General features: G+C 71.6%; 26 protein-coding genes and 7 tRNA genes. 20 read left to right on the plus strand and 13 right to left on the minus strand.

The genetic code is table 11. The features are described 5' to 3' along the window. Nucleotide 1: 1 nt before the first annotated feature. A complete protein-coding gene (locus tag OG206_RS26865; RefSeq protein WP_327120484.1) occupies nt 2-826 on the plus strand; it encodes a TrmH family RNA methyltransferase in 825 nt (274 codons plus the stop codon). A 20-nt stretch (nt 827-846) separates the two neighbouring features. Here OG206_RS26865 and OG206_RS26870 read toward each other — a convergent pair whose 3' ends face one another. Then, complete coding sequence (locus OG206_RS26870; protein ID WP_327120486.1) at nt 847-2160, minus strand: serine/threonine-protein kinase; 1314 nt, start codon at nt 2158-2160, stop codon at nt 847-849. Between the two features lie 206 nt (nt 2161-2366). On the opposite strand from OG206_RS26870, the gene OG206_RS26875 reads away from it, so the two are divergent. The 6 genes from OG206_RS26875 to OG206_RS32640 all read left to right on the plus strand — a co-directional run bounded on the left by OG206_RS26875 (nt 2367) and on the right by OG206_RS32640 (nt 6323). Beyond that, nucleotides 2367-2624, plus strand: a complete 258-nt coding sequence (locus OG206_RS26875) for a hypothetical protein (protein WP_327120488.1) — start codon at nt 2367-2369, stop codon at nt 2622-2624. Between the two features lie 236 nt (nt 2625-2860). After that, nucleotides 2861-3067 carry a hypothetical protein gene (locus OG206_RS26880; RefSeq protein WP_327120490.1) on the plus strand — a complete coding sequence of 69 codons (207 nt, stop codon included), beginning with the start codon at nt 2861-2863 and terminating at the stop codon, nt 3065-3067. Nucleotides 3068-3275: 208 nt separating this feature from the next. Then, nucleotides 3276-4238: a phosphotransferase family protein gene (locus OG206_RS26885; protein ID WP_327120492.1), complete on the plus strand. Its 963-nt coding sequence runs from the start codon at nt 3276-3278 to the stop codon at nt 4236-4238. Between the two features lie 63 nt (nt 4239-4301). Continuing rightward, entirely contained in the window at nt 4302-4583 is a 282-nt protein-coding gene (locus tag OG206_RS26890; RefSeq protein ID WP_327120494.1) for a TFIIB-type zinc ribbon-containing protein, read from the plus strand. A 293-nt stretch (nt 4584-4876) separates the two neighbouring features. Beyond that, the gene (locus tag OG206_RS26895) at nt 4877-6226 is read left to right on the plus strand and encodes an L-lactate MFS transporter (protein WP_327120496.1); all 1350 of its coding nucleotides are present in this window, start codon (nt 4877-4879) and stop codon (nt 6224-6226) included. Further along, the gene (locus tag OG206_RS32640) at nt 6207-6323 is read left to right on the plus strand and encodes an MFS transporter small subunit (protein WP_442805904.1); all 117 of its coding nucleotides are present in this window, start codon (nt 6207-6209) and stop codon (nt 6321-6323) included. The genes OG206_RS26895 and OG206_RS32640 overlap by 20 nt, the downstream gene beginning before the upstream one ends. Nucleotides 6324-6378: 55 nt before the next feature. Here OG206_RS32640 and OG206_RS26900 read toward each other — a convergent pair. The 5 genes from OG206_RS26900 to OG206_RS26920 all read right to left on the minus strand — a co-directional run bounded on the left by OG206_RS26900 (nt 6379) and on the right by OG206_RS26920 (nt 6821). Then, nucleotides 6379-6450, minus strand: a tRNA-Val gene (locus tag OG206_RS26900). 23 nt (nt 6451-6473) lie between these two features. Then, nucleotides 6474-6545, minus strand: a tRNA-Val gene (locus OG206_RS26905). 19 nt (nt 6546-6564) lie between these two features. Continuing rightward, nucleotides 6565-6636: transfer RNA gene (locus OG206_RS26910), tRNA-Val, on the minus strand. A 1-nt stretch (nt 6637) separates the two neighbouring features. Next, nucleotides 6638-6711 (minus strand) — tRNA-Cys (locus OG206_RS26915). Between the two features lie 37 nt (nt 6712-6748). After that, a tRNA-Gly gene (locus OG206_RS26920) sits at nt 6749-6821 on the minus strand. 146 nt (nt 6822-6967) lie between these two features. Here OG206_RS26920 and OG206_RS26925 point away from each other — a divergent pair. From OG206_RS26925 to OG206_RS26935, 3 genes are all read left to right on the plus strand, one after another. Further along, nucleotides 6968-8020 carry a chorismate-binding protein gene (locus tag OG206_RS26925; RefSeq protein WP_327120498.1) on the plus strand — a complete coding sequence of 351 codons (1053 nt, stop codon included), beginning with the start codon at nt 6968-6970 and terminating at the stop codon, nt 8018-8020. After that, complete coding sequence (locus tag OG206_RS26930; RefSeq protein ID WP_327120499.1) at nt 8017-8838, plus strand: aminotransferase class IV; 822 nt, start codon at nt 8017-8019, stop codon at nt 8836-8838. Before OG206_RS26925 ends, OG206_RS26930 begins: the two co-directional genes overlap by 4 nt. Before the next feature lie 94 nt (nt 8839-8932). Continuing rightward, nucleotides 8933-9769 carry a GNAT family N-acetyltransferase gene (locus tag OG206_RS26935; protein WP_327120501.1) on the plus strand — a complete coding sequence of 279 codons (837 nt, stop codon included), beginning with the start codon at nt 8933-8935 and terminating at the stop codon, nt 9767-9769. Nucleotides 9770-9787: 18 nt separating this feature from the next. Here the strand turns inward: OG206_RS26935 and OG206_RS26940 are convergent, their stop codons facing one another. Further along, nucleotides 9788-10303 carry a DsbA family protein gene (locus tag OG206_RS26940; protein WP_327120503.1) on the minus strand — a complete coding sequence of 172 codons (516 nt, stop codon included), beginning with the start codon at nt 10301-10303 and terminating at the stop codon, nt 9788-9790. Between the two features lie 154 nt (nt 10304-10457). Here OG206_RS26940 and OG206_RS26945 point away from each other — a divergent pair, with 154 nt between their 5' ends. From OG206_RS26945 to OG206_RS26955, 3 genes are all read left to right on the plus strand, one after another. After that, entirely contained in the window at nt 10458-10916 is a 459-nt protein-coding gene (locus tag OG206_RS26945) for a hypothetical protein (protein WP_327120505.1), read from the plus strand. A 330-nt stretch (nt 10917-11246) separates the two neighbouring features. Then, nucleotides 11247-12266 carry a LacI family DNA-binding transcriptional regulator gene (locus OG206_RS26950; RefSeq protein ID WP_327120507.1) on the plus strand — a complete coding sequence of 340 codons (1020 nt, stop codon included), beginning with the start codon at nt 11247-11249 and terminating at the stop codon, nt 12264-12266. A gap of 170 nt (nt 12267-12436) precedes the next feature. Next, a complete protein-coding gene (locus tag OG206_RS26955; protein WP_327120509.1) occupies nt 12437-12592 on the plus strand; it encodes a hypothetical protein in 156 nt (51 codons plus the stop codon). A 74-nt stretch (nt 12593-12666) separates the two neighbouring features. Here OG206_RS26955 and OG206_RS26960 read toward each other — a convergent pair whose 3' ends face one another. Together OG206_RS26960 and OG206_RS26965 are read right to left on the minus strand one after the other, a co-directional pair. After that, nucleotides 12667-13224 (minus strand): CGNR zinc finger domain-containing protein, encoded by a 558-nt coding sequence (locus OG206_RS26960; protein WP_327120511.1) that lies wholly within the window; start codon nt 13222-13224, stop codon nt 12667-12669. Nucleotides 13225-13532: 308 nt separating this feature from the next. Then, nucleotides 13533-13946, minus strand: a complete 414-nt coding sequence (locus OG206_RS26965) for an SsgA family sporulation/cell division regulator (RefSeq protein ID WP_003959770.1) — start codon at nt 13944-13946, stop codon at nt 13533-13535. A 190-nt stretch (nt 13947-14136) separates the two neighbouring features. Between OG206_RS26965 and OG206_RS26970 the strand changes: the two genes are divergently transcribed. Both OG206_RS26970 and OG206_RS26975 read left to right on the plus strand, forming a co-directional pair. Beyond that, nucleotides 14137-14592 carry a TIGR02611 family protein gene (locus OG206_RS26970; protein ID WP_327120513.1) on the plus strand — a complete coding sequence of 152 codons (456 nt, stop codon included), beginning with the start codon at nt 14137-14139 and terminating at the stop codon, nt 14590-14592. A 54-nt stretch (nt 14593-14646) separates the two neighbouring features. Then, nucleotides 14647-14718: transfer RNA gene (locus tag OG206_RS26975), tRNA-Val, on the plus strand. A 138-nt stretch (nt 14719-14856) separates the two neighbouring features. On the opposite strand, the gene OG206_RS26980 is transcribed toward OG206_RS26975, so the two are convergent. Continuing rightward, nucleotides 14857-17262 carry an SCO7613 C-terminal domain-containing membrane protein gene (locus OG206_RS26980; protein ID WP_327120515.1) on the minus strand — a complete coding sequence of 802 codons (2406 nt, stop codon included), beginning with the start codon at nt 17260-17262 and terminating at the stop codon, nt 14857-14859. A 115-nt stretch (nt 17263-17377) separates the two neighbouring features. Here OG206_RS26980 and OG206_RS26985 point away from each other — a divergent pair. Beyond that, nucleotides 17378-17449 (plus strand) — tRNA-Val (locus OG206_RS26985). Nucleotides 17450-17509: 60 nt separating this feature from the next. On the opposite strand, the gene OG206_RS26990 is transcribed toward OG206_RS26985, so the two are convergent. Beyond that, on the minus strand, nt 17510-18235 hold the full coding sequence (locus OG206_RS26990; protein ID WP_327120516.1) for a 3'-5' exonuclease: 726 nt from the start codon (nt 18233-18235) through the stop codon (nt 17510-17512). A 194-nt stretch (nt 18236-18429) separates the two neighbouring features. Between OG206_RS26990 and OG206_RS26995 the strand changes: the two genes are divergently transcribed. The 3 genes from OG206_RS26995 (at nt 18430) to thrS (ending at nt 22396) form a co-directional block, all read left to right on the plus strand. After that, complete coding sequence (locus tag OG206_RS26995) at nt 18430-19029, plus strand: DUF4365 domain-containing protein (protein ID WP_327120518.1); 600 nt, start codon at nt 18430-18432, stop codon at nt 19027-19029. Further along, the gene (locus tag OG206_RS27000) at nt 19029-20321 is read left to right on the plus strand and encodes a hypothetical protein (RefSeq protein WP_327120520.1); all 1293 of its coding nucleotides are present in this window, start codon (nt 19029-19031) and stop codon (nt 20319-20321) included. The genes OG206_RS26995 and OG206_RS27000 overlap by 1 nt, the downstream gene beginning before the upstream one ends. A gap of 98 nt (nt 20322-20419) precedes the next feature. Next, a complete protein-coding gene (gene thrS, locus OG206_RS27005) occupies nt 20420-22396 on the plus strand; it encodes a threonine--tRNA ligase (RefSeq protein ID WP_327120522.1) in 1977 nt (658 codons plus the stop codon). 27 nt (nt 22397-22423) lie between these two features. Here the strand turns inward: thrS and OG206_RS27010 are convergent, their stop codons facing one another. After that, nucleotides 22424-23101: a potassium channel family protein gene (locus tag OG206_RS27010; RefSeq protein WP_327120524.1), complete on the minus strand. Its 678-nt coding sequence runs from the start codon at nt 23099-23101 to the stop codon at nt 22424-22426. Between the two features lie 66 nt (nt 23102-23167). Here OG206_RS27010 and OG206_RS27015 point away from each other — a divergent pair, with 66 nt between their 5' ends. Then, nucleotides 23168-23740 carry an HIT family protein gene (locus OG206_RS27015; protein WP_327120526.1) on the plus strand — a complete coding sequence of 191 codons (573 nt, stop codon included), beginning with the start codon at nt 23168-23170 and terminating at the stop codon, nt 23738-23740. A 30-nt stretch (nt 23741-23770) separates the two neighbouring features. Here OG206_RS27015 and OG206_RS27020 read toward each other — a convergent pair whose 3' ends face one another. Then, the gene (locus OG206_RS27020) at nt 23771-25441 is read right to left on the minus strand and encodes a hypothetical protein (RefSeq protein WP_327120528.1); all 1671 of its coding nucleotides are present in this window, start codon (nt 25439-25441) and stop codon (nt 23771-23773) included. Nucleotides 25442-25566: the final 125 nt, after the last annotated feature.

Genomic DNA, 25566 nt, shown 5'->3' on the forward strand with positions numbered 1-25566 from the left:
CGTGGCAGAACTCATCACCATCGACGACCCGGACGACCCGCGTCTCGGCGACTACACCGGCCTGACCGACGTCGAACTCCGGCGCCGGCGGGAACCGGCCGAGGGTCTCTTCATCGCCGAGGGCGAGAAGGTGATCCGGCGCGCCGCGAACGCCGGGTACGAGATGCGGTCCATGATGCTCTCCGCCAAGTGGACCGAAGTCATGCGTGACGTGATCGACGAGGCGACAGCACCCGTATACGCCGTCACACCCGAGCTCGCGGAGCGCGTCACCGGCTACCACGTGCACCGCGGGGCCCTCGCGTCCATGCGGCGCAGGCCGCCGGCCGACGCCGGGACCCTGCTGGCCCCGGAGGAGGGCGACGTGCGGAGGGTCGCCGTGTTCGAGGACATCGTCGACCACGCCAACGTCGGGGCCGCCTTCCGCAACGCGGCGGCACTCGGCGTGGACGCCGTCCTGCTGACCCCACGCTGTGCCGACCCGCTCTACCGGCGGGCGGTGAAGGTCTCGATGGGGTCCGTCTTCCACGTCCCGTGGACCCGTCTGACCTCGTGGCCCGACGACATCGGTCTGCTGCGCGAGGCCGGGTTCACCACGGCCGCGCTGTGCCTCAGCGACCGGTCGATCACCCTGGACGAACTCGTCGCGCAGCGACACGAGCGGCTGGCGCTCGTCTTCGGCACGGAGGGCGACGGCCTCACCGCCGAGGCCCTCGCGGCGGCCGACGCCCATGTACGGATTCCGATGGACGCCGGGGTCGACTCGCTCAACGTCGCCGCGGCCTCAGCGGTCGCCTTCTACGCGACCCGGGTCGCGCCGTCCTGACCGGGTGACGGCCCGGCCCGTCAGGGCCCGCCCGGCGACTGAGCGGTGACCCCGTCGTACGGGTGCGACCGCGGTGCCTGCAGTCCCCGGGCGGGCCCCTGACAGCCCTGCGCCGCCGCGATCCCCAGGGCCACGAGCAGCGTCACCACGACGAAGACGACCAGGCGCTGACGCAGCAGCCGGGGGTTGGCCGGACGCCGCTTCCCGCTCTTCCCGGCGGAGGTCGTCCGGACCCCGGGGCGGGTGCCCGGCCTGCCGTTCGTGGCCTTCTGTGCCTGCGGGTGCTGACCGGAGCGTGCGGCCCCCCGGGCGGCCCGCGAGGGTGAACCGTCCGTACGGGGAGCCCCCGAGCGCGACGACGTGGGACGCCGTCCCTGGGAACGCGGTGCGGGCGCTCCGCCACCGCCGGCACGCCGGGTCGCCTGCTCGGTGTAGGGGCCTTCCAGCCGGCCCGTCGGACGGTCGAGTTCCTGGTCGCTCCGCTGCGCGGGCGGCCGCCGCTCCTGCAGTCCCTGCGCCTCGCGCGCCGCGATCTCCTTGAGCCGCATGGAAAGCTGCAGGGTGCTCGGCCGCTCCTCCGGGTCCTTCGCCAGACAGGCGCGTACGAGCGGGGCGAGCGCGTCGTGGACGTCGAGCAGATGGGGCTCCTCGTGCACCACGCGGTACAGCATGACTTCGGAACTGCCGTGTCCGAAGGGGGAGTCGGCCATGGCCGCGTACGCGAGCGTCGCACCGAGGGAGAACACGTCCGTCGCGGGTGTCACCGCCGCGCCGCGCACCTGCTCGGGTGCCAGGAAGCCCGGAGAACCGACGGCCGTACCGACGTGGGTCAGTGTGCTGGCGCCGGTCGACCAGGCGATGCCGAAGTCGATGATGCGGGGGCCCTTGGGGGAGAGGAGGATGTTCGACGGCTTCAGGTCCCGGTGGACGACGCCGGCCTCGTGCACCGCGACCAGCCCTTCCGAGAGTGCGGCGCCGATCGCGGCCACCTCGGCCGCCGAGAGCGGGCCCTCCTCGGCGACCTTGTCGTGCAGCGAGGGGCCGGGCACGTACTGCGTCGCGAACCAGGGCCGGTCGGCCTCCAGGTCGGCGGCCACCAGCCGGGCCGTGCAGCCCCCGCGGATCCGCCGCGCGGCGGACACCTCACGCGCGAAGCGGGAACGGAACTCCTGATCCTCCGCCAGGTCCGGCCTGATCACCTTGAGCGCCACCCGCTGGCCCCGGCGGTCCGAACCCAGGTAGACGACGCCCATACCGCCCGCGCCGAGCCGTCGGTGCAGCCTGAACGAGCCGACGACACGCGGGTCCTCGCGCCGGAGCCGCATCATCGCCATCGTCTGCCCATCCCCGCTGCCTGGTCCGCCTGACGAGGCACAGCTTACGTACCCCCGGCGCGGGGCGCTCAGAGGCCGCGCCCTCGCCGTCCCATCGATTGTCAGTGCCCGGTGAGAGAATTGAGCAGCGGTCAGAGAGCCGGAGATCCAGGCTCACCGGCCCGTGCGAGATCTCAAAAGACCGTCGCAGAAGGGGGATTGGATCAATGAAGGGCGATCGAGTGGAAATAGTCGTGGACGCGGGTGACACGACCAGGACGTACGAAGTGGTGGCCTCCAGGGCAGGCCGCCGAGTGGAGACAGCGGTCCGCCGGGGTGTGGTGGAAGTGAGTGAAGTCACCCGAAGTGGATCAGTTGTCCGTACCGCCCGCTTCATGGCGACCCGGGTGCTCGCCCTGGTCGAACAGCCGGTCCCCCGGGAGGACGCCTCCGAGCGCCCTCCCCAGGACGACCCCGGGGCGTAGAACCCCCTCGCCGGCCGGGACAGCCCTCAGGTGGAGAGTCCGGCGGTTCGGGCCCGGTCTCCACCCAGGGGAGTACGCGCGGGGTGGCCGGCTCATCCTCCGGGAGGCCCGTCATTCGGTACGCGGGCATGACGCCGGGCCGACTCCGCGTCCCTACTGTTGACGTTATGAGGCGGGCGCGGAACTCGGTCCCCGAGGCCATACGCCCGCCGCTCCGACAGGCCAGGAGAGGAACCATGGCGGATACGGCTGCGCGGACCATGAGCCGCACGCAAGGACGCAGGGCGTACGCCTCGTTCGGCGCACGCCCGTCCGGGACGCGCCACCCGCTGGTGGCGACGGCCATGGTTCTTCCTCTGGCGGCCCTGCTCGTGGTCGTCTTCGGCGGCTGGGACGCGGTGGTCACACAGGCGTCGTCCGTGGGCGTGATGCTGGGGCGCTGAGCGGCGCCCCGGGTCCGGAAGAGCGGTCCGGACCGGGACATCCGGCCAACAGCCCCGTGGGGACGGGGGTGCGGCGGACGGCAGCGTTTGTCCGGCCAGCTGGGGAGCTGGCCGGACATCGCGCTGTCCGGGGCCGTTCTCCGCCCCGTACGATCGGCGCCGGGAACGGCCGTCCGGCCGGGCCGATCAGCGCCGTGGAGCCGAGCCGATGACCACCACCCCCGTCGTGCACGCACTGGGCGACCTCGCGCACGGCAGAGCGCACGCGGCCGCCGCCCTCTGCGCATGCCCTCCGCCCGAGGTGCTCGCCGACCGCCCCGACGGGACGGTGGTCCGCAGCGGGCCGGTCGTCGCCAAGGCCCACGCCCCCGACACGGAGACGCCCGCACTCACGGCCCGCCTGGCCCTCGCCGCTTGTCCGGGGCTGTCCGGCACCCTGCTTCCGCCCCTTCCCTCTCCGGACGGGGCGCCCCGCACCGTCGTGGGCCGGGCCGTCAGCCTCTGGCCGTACGGCGAGCCCGTCGACCCGGCCGATCCCGACGCGGCCCCCTGGGAGGAGGCCGCCGCCCTGCTGGCGCGGCTGCACCGCACCCCGCCGCCGCACGCTCTTCCGCCGATGCGCGGGCCGGTGAAGGCCGCCCGGGCGGTCGCCCGGATGTGTGAGGCCCGGCCCGCGGGCCCGGGCCTCGCCGGCGTCCTCGCCGCCTGGCAGGGGCTTCCTGGCTGGGCCCGCGGAGAGGGCCCGCCGCCGGAGCACCGGGACGGGTTCCTCTGCCACGGCGACCTGCACCTCGGACAGCTCGTCCGGCATCCCGCCCTGCCCGGCGCGTGGCTGCTGATCGACATCGACGACGCGGGCCTCGGGGACCCCGCCTGGGACCTCGCCCGGCCCGCCGCCTGGTACGCGGCCGGACTGCTGGCGCCGGAGGTGTGGCTGCGCTTCCTGGGCGCGTACCGGGCCGCAGGGGGGCCTGCCGTGCGGGCCGACGGGGACCCGTGGCCCGAACTGGACGTCGTGGCACGGGCGCTCACGGTGCAGACGGCCGCCCTCGCCCTCGCCAAGTCAGCGGCGGAGGAACGCCGTCCGGATGAGGTGGAACAGTTGATGATCGACGCATGTGTCCGTATTGCCTCCCTCCCGGCCGAGTTGGCCACCGAACACGCGTCGTAGGGTGAACCGATCGTTGCCGGGCATGCATTCCGGTGACGTCGTCACGACTGAGGAGCCGACCCGATGATCCAGTGCCCCAAGTGTCACGCCCAGATGCACACGTACAACCGCAACGGTGTCCAGATCGAGCAGTGCAGCGGCTGCCGCGGGATATTCCTCGACTACGGCGAGCTGGAGTCCCTGACGCGCCTGGAGTCGCAGTGGACGCAGCAGGCCCCGCCCCAGGCGCCCGCCCCGCAGGCCTACCCCGCGGCACCCGCTCCCGCCTGGGGTGCACCGCACCAGGGCGGGCACTACGGTCACCACCGTCAGAAGAGCTTCGGCCGGATGCTGTTCTCCTCCTGACCGGTCTGCCGAGCGGCCGTCGCCGCAGGGCGGGTCCGGGCCCGCGTGCCCGGACCCGCAGCGCACTCGGGGCCGCGTCTCCGTGACCGGCAACGCACGTGCGGCCGGGGGCCTGCGGGCCGGCATCGCTGCCCCAGGCCGCGTCCCCGGACCCGTATCGCACGATGGCCGAGGGGCACCCGGACCCGCCGTACACCTACGGGACGGAATGTCCCGGCCCGCATCGCATACGGTCGACGCACTTCCGTTCATGATCTAGTCATGGCCAGGACTGATGCCTAAAGTGCGGATCCATGAACTTCCTCGACAGGTCCCGAACTGTCGCGCCCCCGGGGTGGAGCCGCTGGCTCGTGCCACCCGCCGCGCTCGCCGTACACCTCTCCATCGGACAGGCCTACGCCTGGAGCGTGTTCAAGCCGCCGCTCGAATCCGCTCTCGGCCTCTCCGGCACGGCCAGCGCGCTCCCGTTCCAGCTGGGCATCGTGATGCTCGGTCTCTCCGCCGCCTTCGGCGGAACCCTGGTCGAACGCAACGGCCCGCGCTGGGCGATGGCCGTCTCGCTCGTCTGTTTCTCCACCGGCTTTCTCGTCGCCTCGCTCGGCGCGGCCACCGGGCAGTACTGGCTCGTCGTCCTCGGCTACGGCTTCATCGGTGGCATCGGCCTGGGCATCGGTTACATATCGCCGGTCTCCACCCTCATCAAGTGGTTCCCCGACCGGCCCGGCATGGCGACCGGCATCGCCATCATGGGCTTCGGCGGCGGCGCCCTCATAGCCTCGCCCTGGTCCACCGGGATGCTGGAGAGCTTCGGCACCGACCGCTCCGGCATCGCCACGGCCTTCCTCATCCACGGGGTCGTCTACGCGGCCTTCATGGCGCTGGGCGTCCTCCTCGTGCGGGTCCCTCCGGACGGCTGGCTGCCCGACGGCTGGGAACCGAAGCAGGAGACGCGCAGGCTCGTCACCAACGCCCAGGTCTCAGCCCGCAACGCGCTGCGCACCCCGCAGTTCTGGTGCCTGTGGGTGGTCCTGTGCATGAACGTCACCGCGGGCATCGGCATCCTGGAGAAGGCCGTGCCGATGATCCAGGACTTCTTCACGGGCACCACCGCGCCGGTGTCGGTCTCCGCCGCCGCCGGCTTCGTCGCCCTGCTCTCCCTGGCCAACATGGGAGGCCGCCTTCTGTGGTCCTCCACCTCGGACCTGATCGGCCGTAAGAACATGTACCGGGTCTACCTCGGCGTCGGCGCCCTCATGTACGTGGTGATCGCCCAGCTGGGCAACGACTCCAAGCCGCTCTTCATCTGCTGCGCCCTGGTGATCCTCTCCTTCTACGGCGGAGGTTTCGCGACCGCCCCGGCCTATCTGCGAGACCTCTTCGGCACCTACCAGGTCGGCGCCATCCACGGCCGGCTGCTGACCGCGTGGTCCACGGCGGGGGTGCTCGGCCCGCTCATCGTCAACCGGGTCGCGGACGCGGGGGAGCGGGCGGGACACAGCGGCCCCAGCCTCTACACGGCCTCCCTCACGATCATGATCGGGCTGCTGGTCGTCGGCTTCGTCGCCAACGAACTCATCCGCCCCGTCCACGTACGTTTCCACGAGATCCCGGAGGAGAGCCCCCGTGTCCACCAGCAGTCCTAAGCCGCTCATGGTGTTCGTCTGGCTCTGGGTCGCCGTTCCCTTCGGCTACGGGCTCTACGAGCTCGCCCGCAAGGCCACCCAGCTCTTCACCGGCTGACCGCCCGCGCATGACGAAAGCCCCGGTCGTCGAGACGACCGGGGCTTTCGGACGGTGCGCGATACTGGGATTGAACCAGTGACCTCTTCCGTGTCAGGGAAGCGCTCTCCCGCTGAGCTAATCGCGCAGGGTGACCCTGCGTGTACTGCGTGCGCGATACTGGGATTGAACCAGTGACCTCTTCCGTGTCAGGGAAGCGCTCTCCCGCTGAGCTAATCGCGCGGGGATCCTTGCGGACCAGTGGACGATACTGGGATTGAACCAGTGACCCCTTCCGTGTCAGGGAAGTGCTCTCCCGCTGAGCTAATCGTCCTTGGAGGTGGAGACGGGATTTGAACCCGTGTAGACGGCTTTGCAGGCCGTTGCCTCGCCTCTCGGCCACTCCACCAGGGATGGGGGTTCGGGAAGATCCCCCATCTTCTGCGAGCGGACGACCAGGTTCGAACTGGCGACCTCAACCTTGGCAAGGTTGCGCTCTACCAACTGAGCTACGTCCGCTTGTCTTTCCCGGCCCGCTTAACGCGTCCCGGCGACGTGTTGAACTCTAGCGGATTCCCGGGCCAGCACAAAAACGCGTTTGCGCAGCGTGCTGAGCCGCCACCGCCCCGCCGCAGGTCACCGCGCGCCGCCCTAGACTCGGTCGCGTGCACGAGCTCACCCCCCTGGCCCGCTTCGGTGGCCTTGTCGCCTCCGGTCTGCGGGATGTCACGAGCGACCCCGCGGCCCTTGAATCATCCGGTTTCTGGGCCGTATGTGCAGATTTCGAGGGCCGTCTCGTCTGCGCCCGCTTCGCCGATGTGAGAGCCGAGCAGGTCCCGCTGCCGGTGCCCGGAGCCTGGCGGGGCCCCGCCCCCGAGGACTGGACGTCCTCACTCGACGAGGACGCCTACGTGGCCGGCGTACGGCGGATCCGTGAACACATCGCGGCCGGCGCGGTCTACCAGGCCAACCTCTGCCGGGTCCTCTCCGCGCCGCTGCCCGACCCGCGTGCGGACGTCGACGCCCTCACCGCCCTGCTGGCCCGGGGCAACCCGGCGCCGTACGCCGGGACGATCCGGCTGCCAGGACACGGTGTCGAGATAGCCACCGCGTCGCCGGAGCTCTTCCTCTCCCGCGACGGCCGGGCCGTCGCATCCGGGCCGATCAAGGGCACCGGGCGCACCGAGGACGACCTGCTCGAGAAGGACCACGCGGAGAACGTGATGATCGTCGACCTGGTCCGCAACGACCTCGGCCAGGTCTGCGCGACGGGCAGCGTCGAGGTCCCGGACCTCTGTGTGGTCGAGAAGCATCCCGGGCTCGTCCACCTCGTCTCCACGGTGCGGGGACGCCTCGCCGACGGCGCGGGCTGGCCGGAACTGCTCGGCGCGGCGTTCCCGCCCGGGTCCGTCACCGGTGCGCCCAAGTCCAGCGCGCTGCGGATCATCGAGGCCCTGGAGACGTCGCCCCGCGGCCCCTACTGCGGAGCCGTCGGCTGGGTGGACGCCGATCGTGGGACCGCGGGTCTCGCCGTCGGTATACGGACCTTCTGGATCGACCGCACCGGCCCGGAACCCCTGCTCCGCTTCGGTACCGGGGCGGGCATCACCTGGGGGTCGGACCCGCGGCGCGAGTGGGCCGAGACCGAACTCAAGGCATCGCGCCTGCTCGCTGTAGCGTCGGGCGCCTACGAGGAGACTGGAAGGACCGCGTCATGAGGATTTGGGTCGACGGCGCTCTGAAGGACGCCGAGGACGCCCGGCTTTCCGTGCTCGACCACGGTCTGACCGTGGGGGACGGCATCTTCGAGACGGTCCGGGTGGCCGCGGGCCGGCCTTTCGCCCTCACCCGGCACCTCGACCGTCTGAGCCGCTCGGCCGGCGGTCTGGGGCTGACCGAGCCCGACCACGACGAGGTCCGCCGCGCGGTGGCCGCCGTCGTCGAGGGCAACCCCATGAAGCTCGGCCGGCTGCGGATCACGTACACCGGCGGCCTCTCCCCGCTCGGCTCCGACCGGGGGGACGCGGGCCCCACGCTGGTCGTCGCGATGGGGGAGACCACCCGGCGCCCCGACAGCACCGCGGTGGTGACCGTCCCCTGGACGCGCAACGAACGCGGCGCCGTGACCGGCCTGAAGACCACCTCGTACGCCGAGAACGTCGTCGCCCTCGCGCGCGCCCACGAGCAGGGTGCCTCCGAGGCCCTCTTCCCCAATACGGTGGGACGGCTCTGCGAGGGCACCGGCTCCAACGTCTTCGTCGTCCTCGACGGCCGCATCCACACGCCTCCCCTCGCATCGGGCTGCCTGGCCGGGATCACCAGGGCCCTGGTCCTGGAGTGGGCGGGCGCCCGCGAGACGGACCTCCCCCTCGACGTGCTGGAGGGGGCCGACGAGATCTTCCTGACCTCCACGCTGCGGGACATCCAGGCCGTGCACCGGATCGACGGGCGGGAGCTGCCGGCCGCCCCGGGGCCGGTGACCTCCAAGGCGATGCGGATCTTCGACGAGCGCGCCGCGGACGACCTCGACCCCTGAGCGGACCCCGGGGACCCCGCAGGGCTGCCGGGATCCCCGGATCCGGTTCCGTAAACGGGGTGACGGACCGTCGTCCAGCGGATAGAACACCCTGATGACCACGACCCTCCGGCCCGCCGGGCCGATCGAGCAAGGCGCCGACGGCGCACGGGCACGCACCTACGACGTGTGTGACAACGGGCGGCCCGTCGGCGCCGTCAGCATCGCCACCGACCCGGAGTTCGGGACGTCGGCGGGTGTCATCCACTCGCTGCGCGTCGACGAGGCCGCCCGGAGGCGGGGCCGCGGGACGATCGCCGCGCTCGCCGCCGAGGAGGTCCTGCGCGGCTGGGGGTGCACCCGGGTCCGTCTGGTGGTCCCCGCCGGCAACGGGGCCGCCCGGGGCCTGGCGGCCGTGCTCGGTTACACCGAACGCAGCCGCAACATGCTGAAGCCCCTCCGGCGGACGGCCCCCGCGCTGCCGGAGGGAGTCACCGGCCGCCCCATGACGGGGCCTGAATTCGCGGTGTGGGTTTCCAGCCAGGTCGAGTCGTACGCGCGAAGCTGGGTGGAGCGCGGGGTGACGGAGGAGCAGGCCCGGCACAAGTCGGAATCCGACCACGCCAGGCTTCTGCCGGCCGGTCTCGCCACCCCGGACATGTACATCCACGTCCTCGTGCGGGACCGGGAGACCCTCGGCCATGTCTGGGTCTCCCGCCACCGGCAGCCGGAGGGCGACGACATCGGCTACGTCTTCGACGTCGAGGTGCGCGAGGCCCACCGCGGGAGCGGTTACGGCAGGGCGCTGATGCACCTGGCGGAGGGCATCACCCTCGACGCGGGTCTCGGAAGCCTCGGCCTGCACGTCTTCACCTCGAACACGCCCGCGCTGCGGCTGTACGAGTCGCTCGGGTACGAGACGACCCGGTACAACCTGGCCAAGGCACTCTGACGGGCGCGGGCCCCAGCGTCAGTCCCGGCCGGCGAGCAGGCGGTCGGCGATCTCCTCGATCCGCTCGCGCAGCCCCTCCTGGCTCTTTCCGCCGTCGAGCCGTTCGTCGCCGATCACATAGGTCGGGGTCCCGGTGACACCGATGGCCTTGCCCTCGGCCTGGTCCGCGTCGACGATCAGCAGGTGGCGCCCGTCGATCAGTGCGGTGTCGAACTCCTCGGCGTCCAGGCCGAGTTCGTCCGCAACCCCGAGCAGAAGGGGCTCCCCGGCAGTGGCGAGTTCGGCGGTCCTGGCGAGTACGGCCTCGACGTACGGCCACCCCTTGCCCTGCACGACGGCCTCCTCGGCGGCCTGCGCCGCCGCGTACGCGTGCCTGTGCTTCTCCAGCGGGAAGTGGCGAAGACGGATCGCCATCCGGTCGCCGTAGCGTGCGCGCAGGGCGTGGATGTCGGCGAGGGCCTGATGGCAGTCGGGGCACTCGAGCTCGCACCAGACATCGAGGATGATGGGTGCTGCGAAGGGGGAATCGCTCATGCGGGCAGTCTTCCAGGCCGGGGCGGAGCTTCCCAATCGGGACCTGAGGAGGAGCGCGGCCCTGAAATGTCCCCGATGTGGCCCCGGGCCGTGGCCCCACCGCCCGGGGCCGGTGCAGGATGGAAGAGACGTTTCCCGAGGGCTGGAGGCCACGATGCTTGCCGAGACCATCTGTTCCGCGGCGTCGGCGGCCGGGCTCGGCATCGCCGCGATCACGGCGTACCGGAAGAGGTTCCTGACGGCCATGCGGATCGCCGCGTACGCCCTGGTGCCGGTGGGGCTGGTGCTGACGGGGGTCATCGACTGGCTGACGGACGTCGTCTTCAAGCCGAGTGTCTGGCTCGGCTTCGGTCTGCTGGCCCTGGCCTGGCTGCTTTTCATGGTCACCCGCGCCGTGGAGCGCCGGGGCGGCCGGACCCGCAAGGAGCGCAAGGCCGCGAAGGCCGCTTCGGAGAACGGAGCGGTCGCCCCCGCAGCCTCCGCGCCCTCGCTGACGTCCGGTGGTGGAGCGACCGCGTCCGGGACGCGGGACCGGTCGAAGAGAAAGCCGGAGCAGGGATCCGGCGAGGACTTCAGCGACATCGAGGCGATCCTCAAGAAGCACGGCCTCTGACGGGTGGCCCGGCCCACGCCGGAGCAGGTCGAGGCCCAAGTCCCTCAAGAGAGTGTGAATCGATTCATGCCCACGTCGGTCGTCGGCGAGCGTTCCCCGCGTCGGTATATTCGGGTCTTGCCGCGATGCTCGTTGCCGTGGCGAGCGGATCTTGACGGTGTCCCGGGATGCGGTTAGCGTCCCGAGTCGAATTGAAACAATTCAATCCGTGGATGTCGTGGCTCTGCCGAGCGGCGGACCTGTCGGACGTCTGTCGGTGCACCGGGGAAACGGCACACCAGGAAACGGCGCCGCTGTGCGGCGGCGATACGCATCAGTGGGGCAGGGCAAGTGGGGCGTGTGGCAGGGATCAAGGACGTGGCCCGGCAGGCCGGAGTCTCGGTCGGCACGGTTTCCAACGTGATCAACCGTCCCGAGGCGGTGCTGCCCGACACCCGCGCGCGGGTGCTCGCGGCCATCGAGGAGCTCGGTTACGTGCGCAGTGAGTCGGCCAGGCAGCTCAGGGCCGGCCGCAGCCGCATCATGGCGCTCCTGGTGCTGGACATGGGCAACCCGTTCTTCGTCGACATCGCCCGGGGCGCCGAGCGTGCTGCGCGGGACGCCGGTCTCGGCGTGATGGTGTGCAACAGCGGCCAGAGCCCGGAGGAAGAGGCCGAGTACCTCGGCCTCTTCGCCGAACAGCGGGTGTGCGGAGTCCTGGTCACACCGGCGGACGCCACCGGCGGCAATCTGGAGGCCTTCGCCCGCCACCGGATCCCCTACGTGCTGGTCGACCGGGTGGCGTCGTCGACCGACACCTGTGCCGTTTCCGTCGACGACGTGCGCGGGGGTGTGCTGGCCGTCGGGCACCTCGTCTCGGCCGGTCACCGGTCGGTCGCGTACGTCAGCGGACCGGGCGACCTGCATCAGATCAGGGACCGCCGCGAGGGAGCCCTCGCTGCCCTCGCGGAGGCCGGACTCGGCCCCGAAGCCCTCGTGGAGATCCCCTCCGACCGCCTCGACGTGGCGGCCGGGCGGGACGCGGGGGCAAGGCTTCTCGGGCTCGTGCCGCGGCCGACCGCCGTGTTCTGCGCCAACGACCTGCTCGCGCTCGGCGTCCTGCAGGCGCTGTATGCCGCCGGTGTGCGGGTGCCGCAGGACGTGGCCATCGTCGGATACGACGACATCGAGTTCGCCGCGGCCGCCGCCGTGCCGCTCACCTCCGTCAGGCAGCCCGCCATGCTCATGGGAAGGATGGCTGCCGAACTCCTCCTGGAGGAGGCGGACGACGGCGACGGCAGCCACCGGCACCGCAGCGTGGTGCTCCAGCCCGAGCTCGTGGTCCGCGCTTCCAGTGCCGCTCCGCGCTGACGGTCGCGCGGCTGTGCGCCGGCGGAGGAGTGGGTGCGGTGCGGGGTGCGAATACGTGACGGGCTTTCGGACGGGAGAGCGAGACCCGTTCATCCTGGAGTGGGCGAACTTCCCCTGAAGGATGCCCTGTTGACGTATGCAGCGCCGCTCTGCGTCATGATCGCTACGAGATGGTGGACACAGCCCGGGGCGAAGCCCCCGCACCCAGTGCCGAAGAGCCGCGTGGATGTCTCTTCGCGCTTTCCCAGCCGCCCCTGATGATCTTCCTGACGGTGGTCGGCGGCCTGTTGCTGATGGCCGCCCTGCACGACCTCTTACTGCTGTGAGCGGCCGCCGGGCGATCCGCCCCGGGCTCCGTCCGGCACCTCGGCCCGCCGGGGCACGTGGCGCGGGAGTACGGTCAGCCCGCCGCTTCCCGGCGGCGGGCCCGGTAGGCGGCGACGTGGAGCCGGTTGCCGCAGGTGCGGCTCGAGCAGTAGCGGCGGGAGCGGTTGCGCGAGAGGTCGACGAAGGCGTCCCGGCAGTCCGGCGCCTCGCAGCGGCGCAGCCGTTCCTGCTCGCCCGCCACGACGATGAAGGCCAGCGCCATGCCGCAGTCGGCCGCGAGATGGTCCGAGACCGACGCGTCCGGTGCGAAGTAGTGGACGTGCCAGTCGTAGCCGTCGTGGTTCGTGAGCTGCGGTGTCGTGCCCGCGGCGGCCACCAGGCCGTTGACGAGCTCCGCAGCGGTCCGGGCGTCCGGCGCCGCGAATATCTCCGCGAACCTGGTCCGCACGTCCTGCACGGCCCGCAGGTCCTTGTCGCCGAGGGTCCCGACGCCGCTGATGTGGTGCCGTTGCGCGAAACCGTAGAGGGCGGGGACGTCGGCGAGCCCGTCGCCGGCACCGGCCTCCGGTGCGGTGTTCACCAGATCGACCACCGTCTCGAGGGCGATCCGGGTGTCGTGTGGGATCAGCACGCTTCGCTCCCTGGCCTCCGGCGGACGGGTGCCCACCGATGCGGGCTGACTCTACTGGCTCACAGGAAGGCTTCAGGGCCGGGTGTGGGCTTGCGTGGGAGAGCGGACGGTTTTCCTCGTCACGAGGGGCTCCGCCGGGGCCCTCTGCGCCTGCTGGTGGCCCTGGAGGCGGTCCGTGGGCCCCCCACCGCACCGGCGCCGCCGCCGCGGTGGGTTCCGCGGCGACGGCGCCGGTGTGAGGCGTATGCGGTTGTCCGCGCGACGCCGTCGCCCCGAGTCGGACGGCGTCCCGCAGCTCTCGGCCTGGCTCAGCTCTCGGCCAGGATGTGTGAGAGCTCCGTATCGAGGTCGAAGTGACGATGCTCGGTGCCGGGCGGAACCGCGGCGTCGGTCCTCTTCAGGAACGACTCCAGGGCCCTCGCCGGGGCCTCCAGCAGGGCTTCGCCCTCCGGGGAGCTCAGTGCGATGCAGACGACGCCTTGGCCGTGACTACGAGATGGCCAGACGCGGACGTCTCCGGTGCCGGTGGGCCGGTGCAGCCCCTCGGCAAGGAGGTCACGGGCGAAAACCCACTCGACCGTCTCCTCCGCTCCGGTGTGGAAGGTGGCGTGCACGGCATAGGGATCGGCCGTGTCATACCGCAGGCCCGCGGGTACAGGCAGTGAGGACTCGCTCGACACAACGAGGCGCAGGTGCAGCTCGCAGCTGACCGTGGTGTTCATAAGCGCCAGGGCCTTTCGCTCAGTGTGCGCTCGGGGATTCGCACGTCGGCGAAATCGACATGCCACCTACGGTGGCGTTGTAAACCCCTCTGACCTATTTGTGTCGCTTCGGGTCGCTCGTACAGCGGTGTGTAACTTTGAGTCATGCGTCCATTCCAGTGACGGAAGCGGGTCCGGTAGGTTGGGGCCCATGAACGCGGAGAGTGACGAGCGGGGAGCGGCCGCCGCGACGGTGGTCGCCGAGTCCGCTGCGGGGGACGGGCACACGACGGAGCGGGAGCTGGGGTCGCGGGCGCCCGGGTTCATCCGGGCCTCGAAGGTGCTGCACGTGAGCTGGCAGGTGGGGATCTTCGTCGTCGGCCTCGCTGTGGTCGGAGCGGGCATCGTGATGCTGCCGCTGCCGGGTCCCGGATGGCTGGTGATCTTCGGCGGCATGGCGATCTGGGCGACCGAGTTCGTGTGGGCGCAGCTGGTGCTGCGGTGGACCCGGCGCAAGGTCACCGAGGCTGCCCAGCGGGCCCTCGACCCCAAGGTGCGCAGGCGCAACATCATCCTGACCGCGGTGGGGCTCGTGATCATCGCCGTGCTGGTCGGGATCTACGTGTGGAAGTTCGGCATCGTGATGCCGTGGAAGATCGAGGAGTGACCGCGCAGTGGTCCGGGCGCACCGCTGACATGGGGTAATGTTTGCCGTGCGCCGGGGCGATTAGCTCAGTGGGAGAGCGCTTCGTTCACACCGAAGAGGTCACTGGTTCGAACCCAGTATCGCCCACCCGGAACCGATGGCCCGGAAGCTCAGGAGAGCTTCCGGGCCATCGGTCTTTCCGTTTGTTCGACGGCCGCTCGCGGTGGGTCCGCCCGGCGCGAGGGAGAGCCCGCAGAGCTCCCTCTCGCGCCGCCGTCCCATCCGTCACCGCATCCGGCCGAAGCTCTCCCTGACCCGGCGCGCGTCGCGCAGCCGCTGTTCGTACGTCGCACCCACGGCGAGCAGCAGCAGCCCGGCGAGCGCCGGGGGCGCCCAGCGGGGGAGCGCGTCGAACACCTGCACCACGTGCGGCGCGAGCTCGTGCAGCCCGTCCAGGGCCAGCACCGCACCGCCCAGCACCAGGGGTGCCTGCAGCCGCCCGCGCGCCCCGGCCAGGGTCACCGCCAGCGCGGCGATCCCCAGCAGCAGGGGCCGCAGCCAGTGCGGATCGGACCAGGCCACGACGAGACTCGGCACCAACGTCATGGACAGGGCGGGGCCGTAGGTCACCCAGGAGGAGGCGGCAGGGTCCCTGCGGCGGCGCAGGTGTCCCACCGCGAACGCCGCCACCGACACCGGCAGGGTGTATGCCTCCGGGTCCGACACCCCGGACGCCGCCAGCCGCACCCACGCCGCGGACACGAACAGGACTGCCGCGACGTACCCCGCCACGGGCCGGCGCTCCGGCCGCAGCGCCGTCGCGGCTGCCAGCACCCCGCACAGGCCGAGGATCAGCGCCAGGACCGGCGGCTCCGTCAGCGCGAGCCCGACGGCCGCTACCGCGCCGAAGGCACCGGCCGCCTCCACGGACGCCCCCGTCGCCGGCTGCCGCAGCCTTCCCCCGAGGAACACCGTCACCGCCGTCACCACCAGCAGGATCGGGGCCGTGTGCGGGGCACTCCAGCCCAGCGAGGCCCCCACCGCGGCGGCCACCGCGATCGCGGTCAGCACCGAACCGCAGGCGAGCAGCGACTGGACGGCCGGTACCCGGGACCTGGCCGCCCCCGCCGCGAGGAGCACCGTCAGGCTCCCGAAGACCGCGTAGGTCGCGGGTTCGGCCGCGAGGCCCAGCAGTCCGGTGCTTGCCGCACCCACCAGCGCGCACACGAGCCAGGTCACCGCGAGGACATCCGCCCGCCGCCGCACCGCGAGGGCCAGCAGCGACGCGGTCAGCGACAGCTCGGCGACCACGGCCACCCCGTACGGCATGTCCGTCACCGCGAGCAGCGCCAGGACCGACGCCCAGCCCAGGACCGATGCGGAGGCCCCCGCCGCCCGCCGGCCGCCCCTGGGGAGGGCCACGGGCCACCTGACGTGCAGCACGGCCGTCAGGACCGCGGCCGTGGCGAGCACCACCGGGACCGCTGCAGACGAAGGCCAGGGAGCCGGGAATCCGAGAGCGGCCCGGAAACCGTCCGGCGCCCCCGTCCAGATGTCCGTGAGAAGGGACACCGGCCCCAGGAGCGCGGCGACGACCACGGGCGACGCCCACAGCACCGCGGCGGCCACGACCGCGGCCGACGCCGTCAGGACACCCCGGAGCACCGGCCGCGGAACCGGGAGCCGGAGAGCCACCGCCGGACCGGCACCGCACACCAGGTACGCGACCACCGCCCAGTCCCACGGCAGCGGCGTACGCAGCACGCCGCCGACCGCGGCCACCACCGCCAGACCTGCGACGGCGCCTGCCGGCACCGCCGTGCCCCTCGGTGCGCGCCAGGCCCCCACCAGCGCGACCGCCGCACCGGCCAGCAGCAACGCACCCGCGCCCGCCGCCTCCACGGCGCCGTCGGACGTCACGGACAGCCCCAGGCCCAGCGCGAGTGCGATCGGTCCCGTGAGCCACGCGCCGACGCTCGCGGTGATCCGCACCGCCGTACCCCGGCCCCACAGGGCCACCGCGACGTCCGCCGCCGCCGTCACCGCGAGCGCCCAGCCGAAGCCCGTCGCGGACGCCCCCGCCGCCCACGCGGTCAGCACCAGCGGCAACTGCCCGGCCGCCACGGCCGAGGGGAGCGGTACCCGGAGGCGGCCGAGCAGGAGCCCGTACGCCGTCCACGCCGCGGCCAGCACCGCGGACGCGACCGCCGCGAAGGCGAGCCCGTCCGTGTCCGGCGCCGCCACGGCGTGCAGGGCGAACGCGTCCAGCGCCGTCAGCACGAGGGCGAGCGCGGCTACCGACTCCGCCGTCGCGGGCAGCCGGCGGCCCAGCAGCAGAGCGGGCGCCACCAAGGCTCCCGCGGTCACCGCCGCCAGCACGGCCGAACGGCCGGCGATCCCCATCTCGCCCCAGCTGAACAGGGTGAACGCGATCGCCGCGACGGTCAGCAGCAGCCCACCGAGGACCAGCAGCACGTTCTGGACACCGTGCGCGGGTGTGGCGGGCTGGGCGGAGGGCCGGGGAACGGGCCGGGCGGCAGGTGCCGGGAAGGCCGGCGGACCGGCCGGCGTGCGCAGCACGTTCACCAGCCAGGCCCGGCGGTTCAGCAGCTGCAGACGGCGGGCGTCCAGCCGGGCCAGTTCGTGATCGAGGAGGGCCAATTCCTCGGCGGGTGGCGGCACATGTGTCATGCAGGCGAGTGTGGCGGTGGCCACACCCGCGCACATGGGTCCGGATACTCAGTTCCGCCACTGAGTAGGAGTTTGAACCCGGGGTGCCGGGCCCTGTATGGTTCAACCCGTTCCCGGGCGATTAGCTCAGTGGGAGAGCGCTTCGTTCACACCGAAGAGGTCACTGGTTCGAAACCAGTATCGCCCACCCGGGAAGAGCCGGTCCGTCAGCATCACCGACGGACCGGCTTTCGCGTGCCGGGCCCGGTCAGGCCGCGGCCGGCAGCGCCGGACGCAGCGGCCAGGCCGGGTCCACCGTCTCAGGCGTACCGCTCTTCTCGAACCACGCCTGCAGACCCCGGGCCTGCGCCGCGTGCCACACCGCCTGGAGCGAGTGGACCTCGGCGGCCGACAGCCGCTCCAGCCGGGTGGAGAACCGCCGCCCCACCGCGCGGACCAGCTCCAGGGACGCCGCCGCGTCGGCGGCCGCGTCGTGCGCCCCGTCGAGCGTCACCCCGTACAGCTCGCAGAGGTCCTTCAGCGTACGGCGCCCCTTGCGGTAGCGGTCCAGATGCTTGTCCAGCACCCGCGGATCGAGCACGCACAGCGGCGCGTTGCCCAGATAGGCGGCCAGCGAGGAGGCGCGGTGACGCCTCAGCTCCCGGTCGAGCAGCGTCAGATCGAACGGCGCGTTCATCACGACCAGCGGCCGGCCCGTCGCGCACTGCTCGGCCAGGGACCTGGCTATCTCCTCGACCACCGGTGCGGGCCACCGGCCGTTGCGCTGGAGATGGTCGTCGGTCAGCCCGTGGATCCCGGTGGCGCCGGGCGGCACCGGGATCCCCGGATTGACCAGCCATCGTGTGACGCGCAGCCGCCCGCCGGCCGCGTCCTGGACGACCAGGGAGGCCGAGACGATCCGGTCCTCCTCGACATCCACGCCTGTCGTCTCGGTGTCAAAAGCCGCCAGCGGCCCCTCGAACCAATGCATCATCCCCGAACTCCTCGCACCGGCTTGGCAGATGGCGGGAATACTCCGCCCGATTCGGTGATACCCGCGCCCTATGCCTGATACGCCGTTTACGGCACCTCTCCTGCGGTGACAACACAAGTGACGGGCAAGGAAGTTGACCAGCCCGTCAGCGGAGACCGGGCAACCGGTCGGCACAGCCCGGAAGGCACGGAGCCATGGCGCTCGCGCAGCCGAACCCAGGGAGTCCCGCCCGCACCGAGGACCACGGGGGAAAGCCGCCGTCGCAACGGAACACACCACCGCTGCGCGGCACACTCGCCACCACCGCCTGCATGGAGACCCTCCAGGTGGGCTACCTCCACGCCGTGGCCGCCGCGGCGGGCTGCTCGCTCTCGCAGCCCTTCCCCGACAACGGCATCGACTGGCACGTCAGCCACGGCGCGCCCGACCACACCGTCGACGACGAAGTGACCGTCAAGGTGCAGCTCAAATGCACCTACCAGATCCCCCCGCACCCGCCCGGCGCCGCCTTCTCCTTCACCCTCGACAACGCACACCTGGTGAAACTCGCGCGCACGCCCGTGTCGGTGCACAAGATCCTGGTCGTGATGCTCGTCCCCCGCAGCCAGGACGACTGGCTGCGGGCCGGGCACGAACGGCTCGACCTGCGCCACTGCTGCTACTGGACGAATCTGGCCGGCCACCCGGTGACGGGCCGGTACAGGACCACTGTGCGCATCCCGACCTCGCGGATCTTCGACGACCGCGCACTCTGCGAGATCATGGCCCGGGTCGGGGCGGGAGGGAGACCCTGATGCACCGGTCGATGAACGAGCCCACCGGAGGAACGCCCCCGGCGGGCACGCGGACGCACCCGTACGCCGACGACCCGGACAGCCGCTCGCACGCGGACGGGCCCGGCCCCGTTCCGTACGCGGAAGCGGATCCCGGACCCGGACCCGACCCCGGGCAGGTCGACCCCGCCGTCCTCGGCGCCCTGCTGCTGCGGCACGGGTGGCGGCGGCGCGGAGGCGCTCAGGGACGCTACGGCCGTTGGACCCCGCCCGGCCCGGCGGCCTCCGGCACGAGTCTCCTCGTCCCGGACACCACCGGCTTCCCCGACAGCGTGGACCTGCTCGCCGAAGCGCTCACCGCCCTCACCCGCAGCGCCGATCCGTCGGCCCGGGAGATCCTCGTCGCGCTCACCGTGCCCAGTGACGAGATCCGCTGGTGGCGGGACGTGCCCGAAGGGACCCCGGGCGCCGCGGACTGGACCGGCGCGGACCAACTGTGCACGGCCGCACGGCAGATACTGCTCGCCGGGGCCCTGGCCGTGCGCGGCAGGGCCGGCTACCACGGCGCACGCCACCGCAGGAAGGCGCGGACGGCGCTCGACGGCACCCTCGTCGGGCCCGCCCCCGGAGGCCGCGGCCTCACCGCCTTCGTGCCCGTCGCCCGGGGCCGGGACGTCGCCGTACAGCTCTACGCGGCGCTGCACGCCACCCGGGAGGCGGTCGACTATCAGCGCGCCACCGGCGGGATGGAGGCCTTCGACGCGGGTGTGGCCGCCGGGGTCAGCCGCGAGCTGACCGAGGCGGTCGTGGCGCTGGTCAGGGGGGCCGAGGGTGCCGGGATCACCCTGGCCTGGTCGCCGGCCGCCGGGACCCCGCCGGGCTGCCCCCCGAGCCCCGAGCCCGTCGAGTTCTCACCCGGCGACCTGCCCGCGCTCCGCCTGGCAGGCGTCCGCTACCTCCGCGACGAGCCCGCCGTTCCCGTACGCATCACCGGAGCCGTCGTCCGGCTGCGGCGCCCGGGGCCACGCGGGCCCGGGGTCGTGCGCCTGCGGGTGCTCGCGGGAGCCGAGGTCGCGCACGTACGGATCGAACTCGACGAGGAGGCCTACCGGATCGCGGGCCACGCCCACCTGGTGGGACTGCCGCTGCGGGTGGAGGGCAGACTCGAGAACCGGGGCGGATTCCGCCGTCTGACGGGTGCCTCGCAGGTCGCGCCGGTGCACGTGGACGAAGCGGAGCGGGACCGGCTCATGAAGTCGCTCCACGGACATGTCGACTTCTTCGAGGAGGCCTGCTCGGCGGACGAGGAGTAGCCCCGGGTATCCCTTTCGCGTCGAGGGCCCCCGGCTCGGTACGATCGCTGTTGCGCGCGCAGAGGAAAGCGGCGTACCCCCTCAGTCAGGAGAGACCGGTGTCAGACGTCCGTGTGATCATCCAACGCGATTCCGAGCGGGAAGAGCACGTGGTGACGACGGGCACGACGGCCGCCGAACTCTTCCCCGGGCAGCGCACCGTCGTCGCCGCACGGGTCGACGGCGAACTCCGGGACCTGGCGTACGCGCTCAAGGACGGCGAGGTCGTCGAGCCCGTCGAGATCTCCTCCGAGGACGGCCTCGACATCCTTCGGCACTCCACCGCGCACGTGATGGCGCAGGCCGTGCAGGAGCTGCACCCCGAGGCCAAGCTGGGCATCGGCCCGCCGGTCAAGGGCGGCTTCTACTACGACTTCGACGTCGAGAAGCCGTTCACGCCCGAGGACCTCAAGGCCATCGAGAAGAAGATGCAGGAGATCCAGAAGCGGGGGCAGCGGTTCTCCCGCCGGGTCGTCAGCGACGAGGCCGCCCGCGAGGAGCTCGCGGACGAGCCGTACAAGCTGGAGCTCATCGGCATCAAGGGGTCCGCGTCCTCGGACGACGGCGCGGACGTCGAGGTGGGCGGCGCCGAGCTGACCATCTACGACAACATCGACGCGAAGACCGGCGAGCTGTGCTGGAAGGATCTGTGCCGTGGTCCGCACCTGCCGACCACCCGGTTCATCCCGGCGTTCAAGCTGATGCGGAACGCGGCGGCGTACTGGCGCGGCAGCGAGAAGAACCCCATGCTCCAGCGCATCTACGGCACCGCCTGGCCCACCAAGGACGAGCTCAAGGCGCACCTGGAGTTCCTGGAGGAGGCCGCCAAGCGCGACCACCGCAAGCTCGGCAACGAGCTGGACCTCTTCTCCTTCCCCGACGAGATCGGTCCCGGCCTCGCCGTCTTCCACCCCAAGGGCGGCGTCATCCGCCGGGCCATGGAGGACTACTCGCGGCGCCGCCACGAGGAGGAGGGCTACGAGTTCGTCTACAGCCCCCACGCGACCAAGGGCAAGCTCTTCGAGAAGTCCGGCCACCTGGACTGGTACGCCGACGGCATGTACCCGCCCATGCAGCTCGACGACGGGGTGGACTACTACCTCAAGCCGATGAACTGCCCCATGCACAACCTGATCTTCGACGCGCGCGGGCGCTCCTACCGTGAGCTCCCGCTGCGGCTGTTCGAGTTCGGCACGGTGTACCGCTACGAGAAGTCGGGTGTCGTCCACGGGCTGACCCGCTCGCGCGGTTTCACCCAGGACGACGCGCACATCTACTGCACCCGTGAGCAGATGGCCGAGGAGCTGGACCGGACGCTCACCTTCGTCCTGAACCTCCTGCGCGACTACGGCCTGACCGACTTCTACCTGGAGCTCTCCACCAAGGACCCGGAGAAGTACGTCGGCTCGGACGAGACCTGGGCGGAGGCCACCGAGACGCTGCGGCAGGTCGCCGAGAAGCAGGGACTCCCGCTGGTCCCGGACCCGGGCGGCGCCGCGTTCTACGGCCCGAAGATCTCGGTGCAGTGCAAGGACGCCATCGGCCGGACCTGGCAGATGTCGACCGTGCAGCTCGACTTCAACCTGCCGGAGCGCTTCGACCTGGAGTACACCGGCCCGGACGGCACCAAGCAGCGCCCGGTCATGATCCACCGTGCGCTGTTCGGTTCCATCGAGCGCTTCTTCGCGGTGCTGCTGGAGCACTACGCCGGGGCCTTCCCGGTCTGGCTCGCCCCGGTCCAGGCCGTCGGCATCCCGATCGGTGACGCCCACATCCCCTACCTGCAGGAGTTCGCCGCGAAGGCGCGCAAGCAGGGGCTGCGGGTGGACGTGGACTCCTCGTCCGACCGGATGCAGAAGAAGATCCGCAACCAGCAGAAGGCCAAGGTGCCCTTCATGATCATCGCTGGTGACGAGGACATGGCCAACGGTGCCGTCTCCTTCCGCTACCGCGACGGTTCGCAGGAGAACGGCATTCCGGTCGACGAGGCCATCGCCAAGATCGCGAAGGCCGTCGAGGACCGCGTCCAGGTCTGATCCGTGCCGAGAAGGGCCCCCGGAGAGCTACGCGCCCTCCGGGGGCCCCTTCTCGTCCTCCCGCTTGAAGACCTGCAGCAGCCACGACGAGAACGACCCCGTCACCGCGCCCAGCAGCGCCAGCCCGCACGCCATGAGGCCGACCGCGATGACCCGGCCGCCGAAGGTGACCGGAACCGCGTCGCCGTAGCCCACCGTGGTCAGCGTCGCGCACGCCCACCACACCGAGTCCCCGAACGTACGGATCGACGCCCCCGGCGCGTCGTGCTCCTGGTAGTAGACCGCGAGCGCCGCCGAGAAACCGAGCAGGACGGCCGTGAGACTCGCGTACGCCATCACCCGGGCGTACAGGCTCAGCCTGGGCTGTTCGCGTCGCTTCTGGACCGCTGTGTAGACCTGGACCATGCGCAGGGGCCGGAGCAGTGGCAGCAGCAGGACGATCGTGTCGAGCCAGTGGACGCGTACGAAATGCCTGCCCAGGCCGCTGAGCCGGAGCCTCGTCGCGTAGTCCGCGGCGAAGAGCAGCCAGGTCGCGCAGACCAGGGCGAGGGCGAGGTCGCGCAAAGGGCCCGCGTCGTGCGGGGCCAGGACGCGGACCGCGTAACCGATGAGGAAGAGCACGGCCGCGACGAAGAGCGGTACCTCCGTGCGCTGCTCCCATTCCAGGAGCCGTGGCGGGACGGTGGCCGGGGGGCGGTCGGTCATTGAGCCAGCATCCCGGTGCGCCCGCCGGGTCGGCCCCGGCGACACGCGCGGCGGGAGTGACGCAATATGCTGACGGGCATGACGAGTGAGCCGGAGCACCAGATCGGAGTGGGGACGCCCGACGCGTTCCAGCGCCTGTGGACGCCCCATCGGATGGCCTACATCCAGGGTGAGAACAAGCCGAGCGGGCCGGGGTCCGGGGACGGCTGTCCGTTCTGCGTGATCCCGTCGAAGTCGGACGAGGACGGGCTCATCGTCGCCCGCGGCGAGAAGGTCTACGCCGTGCTCAACCTGTACCCCTACAACGGCGGGCACCTCATGGTGGTGCCGTACCGGCACGTCGCCGACTACACGGAGCTGGACGGTGCCGAGACGGCCGAACTGGCCGACTTCACCAAACGGGCCATGGTCGCGCTGCGGGCGGCCTCGGGTGCTCACGGCTTCAACATCGGGATGAACCAGGGAGCCGAGGCAGGAGCGGGCATCGCCGCCCACCTGCACCAGCACGTGGTGCCCCGATGGGGCGGGGACACCAACTTCATGCCGGTCGTCGGGCACACCAAGGTGCTGCCTCAGCTGCTCGGGGACACCCGGACGATGCTGGCCGGCGTATGGCCGGCCGAGCTCCCGTCCGTCTGAGCACCGTCCGCACCCGGCGCCCCGAGGAGCTCACGCGTCGTAGACGTCGGCCTTCCTCGGGGCGGCGTCCTGGACCAGCCCGCTGAGGATCATGGAGCGGTTGTCGAAGCGCTCGGTCGCGACGCCGTGTTCCTTCAGGACCTTCTTCGCGGCGGAGTGCACGACGCGCAGGACGGGGGTGGCCGCCCGCATGGCGTCGTCGGCCATGAACCGGTGGCCCCACGGCTTGGCCGCCCAGGCATGACGCAGACCGAAGGGCTCGGGCAGGACGATCTTGCCGCCCAGGTAGTCGAGCAGCGGCGGATACCAGGTGAGCGGGGCACGCAGCGCGAGCCTGACCACCTCGTCCGCCTTGACGAGCGGGAGCGCGATCTTGCGGGTCTCCCAGAACCGGACGGCCTTCTTGACCGTCTTGGTCGGTGCCTCCGGCTTGCTGAGGAAGAGGGAGTGGACGGGGCCCAGGGCGTGCCCCGTGACCTCGATCCGCAGGGTCTCGTGCAGCACCGTGACCGTGATCAGCATCGTGATCACGAGCTGGCCGTCCCACAGGGTGAACTGGACGCCCAGGTAATGGCGGTCGCCGCTGCCGAACTGCTGGTGATTGCAGATCCGCTGTATCTCGTGGGGCTTGACCTGGAAGGTGGCGACGTCCTCGCCCGCGGGCCGGGACACCGAGTCCGCGTTCTCGCCGACGGGTGAGACGACCCAGTGCTTGACGGACGGGGTCGGGAAGCCGCCGGTGTTCAGCGGGCCGCGCTCCAGCATCTTCAGCTGGTCGTGGATGGCGCGGACGACGTCCCAGCTGCGGAACTGGTGGATCTCCTTGGCCGGGTCCTCGGGGGCGAGTTCCTCGGCGAGCTGCCAGCTGCCCCAGCGTGTGCCCATGCCGAGGATGCCCTTGGGGCCCGCGTAGAAGACCGCGTTCGACTGCTGCTCGGCGGAGAGCTTCTCCAGACCCTGCCGCAGGGCCTCGCGAGCGGTCTCGTTGGGGTTCTTGGGCGCCGCCTCGGGGATCTTCGCGCTGACGCCGGCGCCGGAGAGGAGCCCTGCCCAGCGGGCGCGCAGATCCCGCACGGAGGATTCCGCGATCCGCTTGGCCAGCAGCCAGCCGATCAGGGGCGCGACGGCGGCGGCACGCAGGTAGAGCGCCGGCAGCCCGGTGAGGGGCATGGCGATCAGGAAGACCGCGGCGAGGCCGCCGAACACGACGAGCAGAAGGCCGCCGAGGGCTTTGAAGAACGAGTCCTTGGACTTGTTGAGGGAGTCGCGCAGCCGGAAGGCGAGGACCCAGAAGAGCAGCCCGGGCAGGAAGACGATGCCGCACACGGCGGTGATCACGGTCAGTCTGGTGTCACGCGCCTTCCGCAGCCGGGTCGCGGAGAGGCAGTGCTCGACGACGGTCTGAGGGTCCGTGCCGAACGACTGGATGAGTGCCGCACGGTCGCCGCCGAGCATGCGTTCCTGAACGGCCCTGGAGAACGCCTCGCCCAAATTGGGCTTGAAGTAGTCGGACTTGAACAGCTTCGACTCGCCCGGCTTCACCTCGGACTTGTGCCACTCGCTGTTGGCCTTCAGGATCTCCTTCACATCGCTGTCGCGGTACGCGGCCGAGGCGAGGGCGTTCGTCGCCACCGCCTGCGCGCCCGCACCCTGGAGCGGGATCTGCGCTCCGGGAGAGAAATCGAATCCGTCGTTGGCCACTGTCGCCCCCACTCGCCCGCACGGCCTGCCTCTGCGGCTGTTCCCAACTACCGGACGTCGCACACCTTCTGAGCTGGGATCACAGCGTATCGCCATGGCCGGTCGGCTGCCCTCACGTTCTGCCG

Source organism: Streptomyces sp. NBC_01341, assembly GCF_035946055.1.
Taxonomy (GTDB): domain Bacteria; phylum Actinomycetota; class Actinomycetes; order Streptomycetales; family Streptomycetaceae; genus Streptomyces.

Bases quoted from the DNA above. Each gene is read 5' to 3' on its own strand.
- OG206_RS26875 (WP_327120488.1), top strand. From the start codon at position 2,367: ATGAAGGGCGATCGAGTGGAAATAGTCGTGGACGCGGGTGACACGACC.
- OG206_RS26995 (WP_327120518.1), top strand. From the start codon at position 18,430: ATGGCGCTCGCGCAGCCGAACCCAGGGAGTCCCGCCCGCACCGAGGAC.
- OG206_RS26895 (WP_327120496.1), top strand. From the start codon at position 4,877: ATGAACTTCCTCGACAGGTCCCGAACTGTCGCGCCCCCGGGGTGGAGC.
- OG206_RS26945 (WP_327120505.1), top strand. From the start codon at position 10,458: ATGCTTGCCGAGACCATCTGTTCCGCGGCGTCGGCGGCCGGGCTCGGC.
- OG206_RS26940 (WP_327120503.1), bottom strand. From the start codon at position 10,303: ATGAGCGATTCCCCCTTCGCAGCACCCATCATCCTCGATGTCTGGTGC.
- OG206_RS26955 (WP_327120509.1), top strand. From the start codon at position 12,437: ATGGTGGACACAGCCCGGGGCGAAGCCCCCGCACCCAGTGCCGAAGAG.
- OG206_RS26965 (WP_003959770.1), bottom strand. From the start codon at position 13,946: ATGAACACCACGGTCAGCTGCGAGCTGCACCTGCGCCTCGTTGTGTCG.
- OG206_RS26890 (WP_327120494.1), top strand. From the start codon at position 4,302: ATGATCCAGTGCCCCAAGTGTCACGCCCAGATGCACACGTACAACCGC.
- OG206_RS26880 (WP_327120490.1), top strand. From the start codon at position 2,861: ATGGCGGATACGGCTGCGCGGACCATGAGCCGCACGCAAGGACGCAGG.
- OG206_RS27010 (WP_327120524.1), bottom strand. From the start codon at position 23,101: ATGACCGACCGCCCCCCGGCCACCGTCCCGCCACGGCTCCTGGAATGG.
- OG206_RS26935 (WP_327120501.1), top strand. From the start codon at position 8,933: ATGACCACGACCCTCCGGCCCGCCGGGCCGATCGAGCAAGGCGCCGAC.
- OG206_RS26930 (WP_327120499.1), top strand. From the start codon at position 8,017: ATGAGGATTTGGGTCGACGGCGCTCTGAAGGACGCCGAGGACGCCCGG.
- OG206_RS26990 (WP_327120516.1), bottom strand. From the start codon at position 18,235: ATGATGCATTGGTTCGAGGGGCCGCTGGCGGCTTTTGACACCGAGACG.
- OG206_RS26885 (WP_327120492.1), top strand. From the start codon at position 3,276: ATGACCACCACCCCCGTCGTGCACGCACTGGGCGACCTCGCGCACGGC.
- OG206_RS27000 (WP_327120520.1), top strand. From the start codon at position 19,029: ATGCACCGGTCGATGAACGAGCCCACCGGAGGAACGCCCCCGGCGGGC.
- OG206_RS26980 (WP_327120515.1), bottom strand. From the start codon at position 17,262: ATGACACATGTGCCGCCACCCGCCGAGGAATTGGCCCTCCTCGATCAC.
- OG206_RS26870 (WP_327120486.1), bottom strand. From the start codon at position 2,160: ATGGCGATGATGCGGCTCCGGCGCGAGGACCCGCGTGTCGTCGGCTCG.
- OG206_RS26970 (WP_327120513.1), top strand. From the start codon at position 14,137: ATGAACGCGGAGAGTGACGAGCGGGGAGCGGCCGCCGCGACGGTGGTC.
- OG206_RS27015 (WP_327120526.1), top strand. From the start codon at position 23,168: ATGCTGACGGGCATGACGAGTGAGCCGGAGCACCAGATCGGAGTGGGG.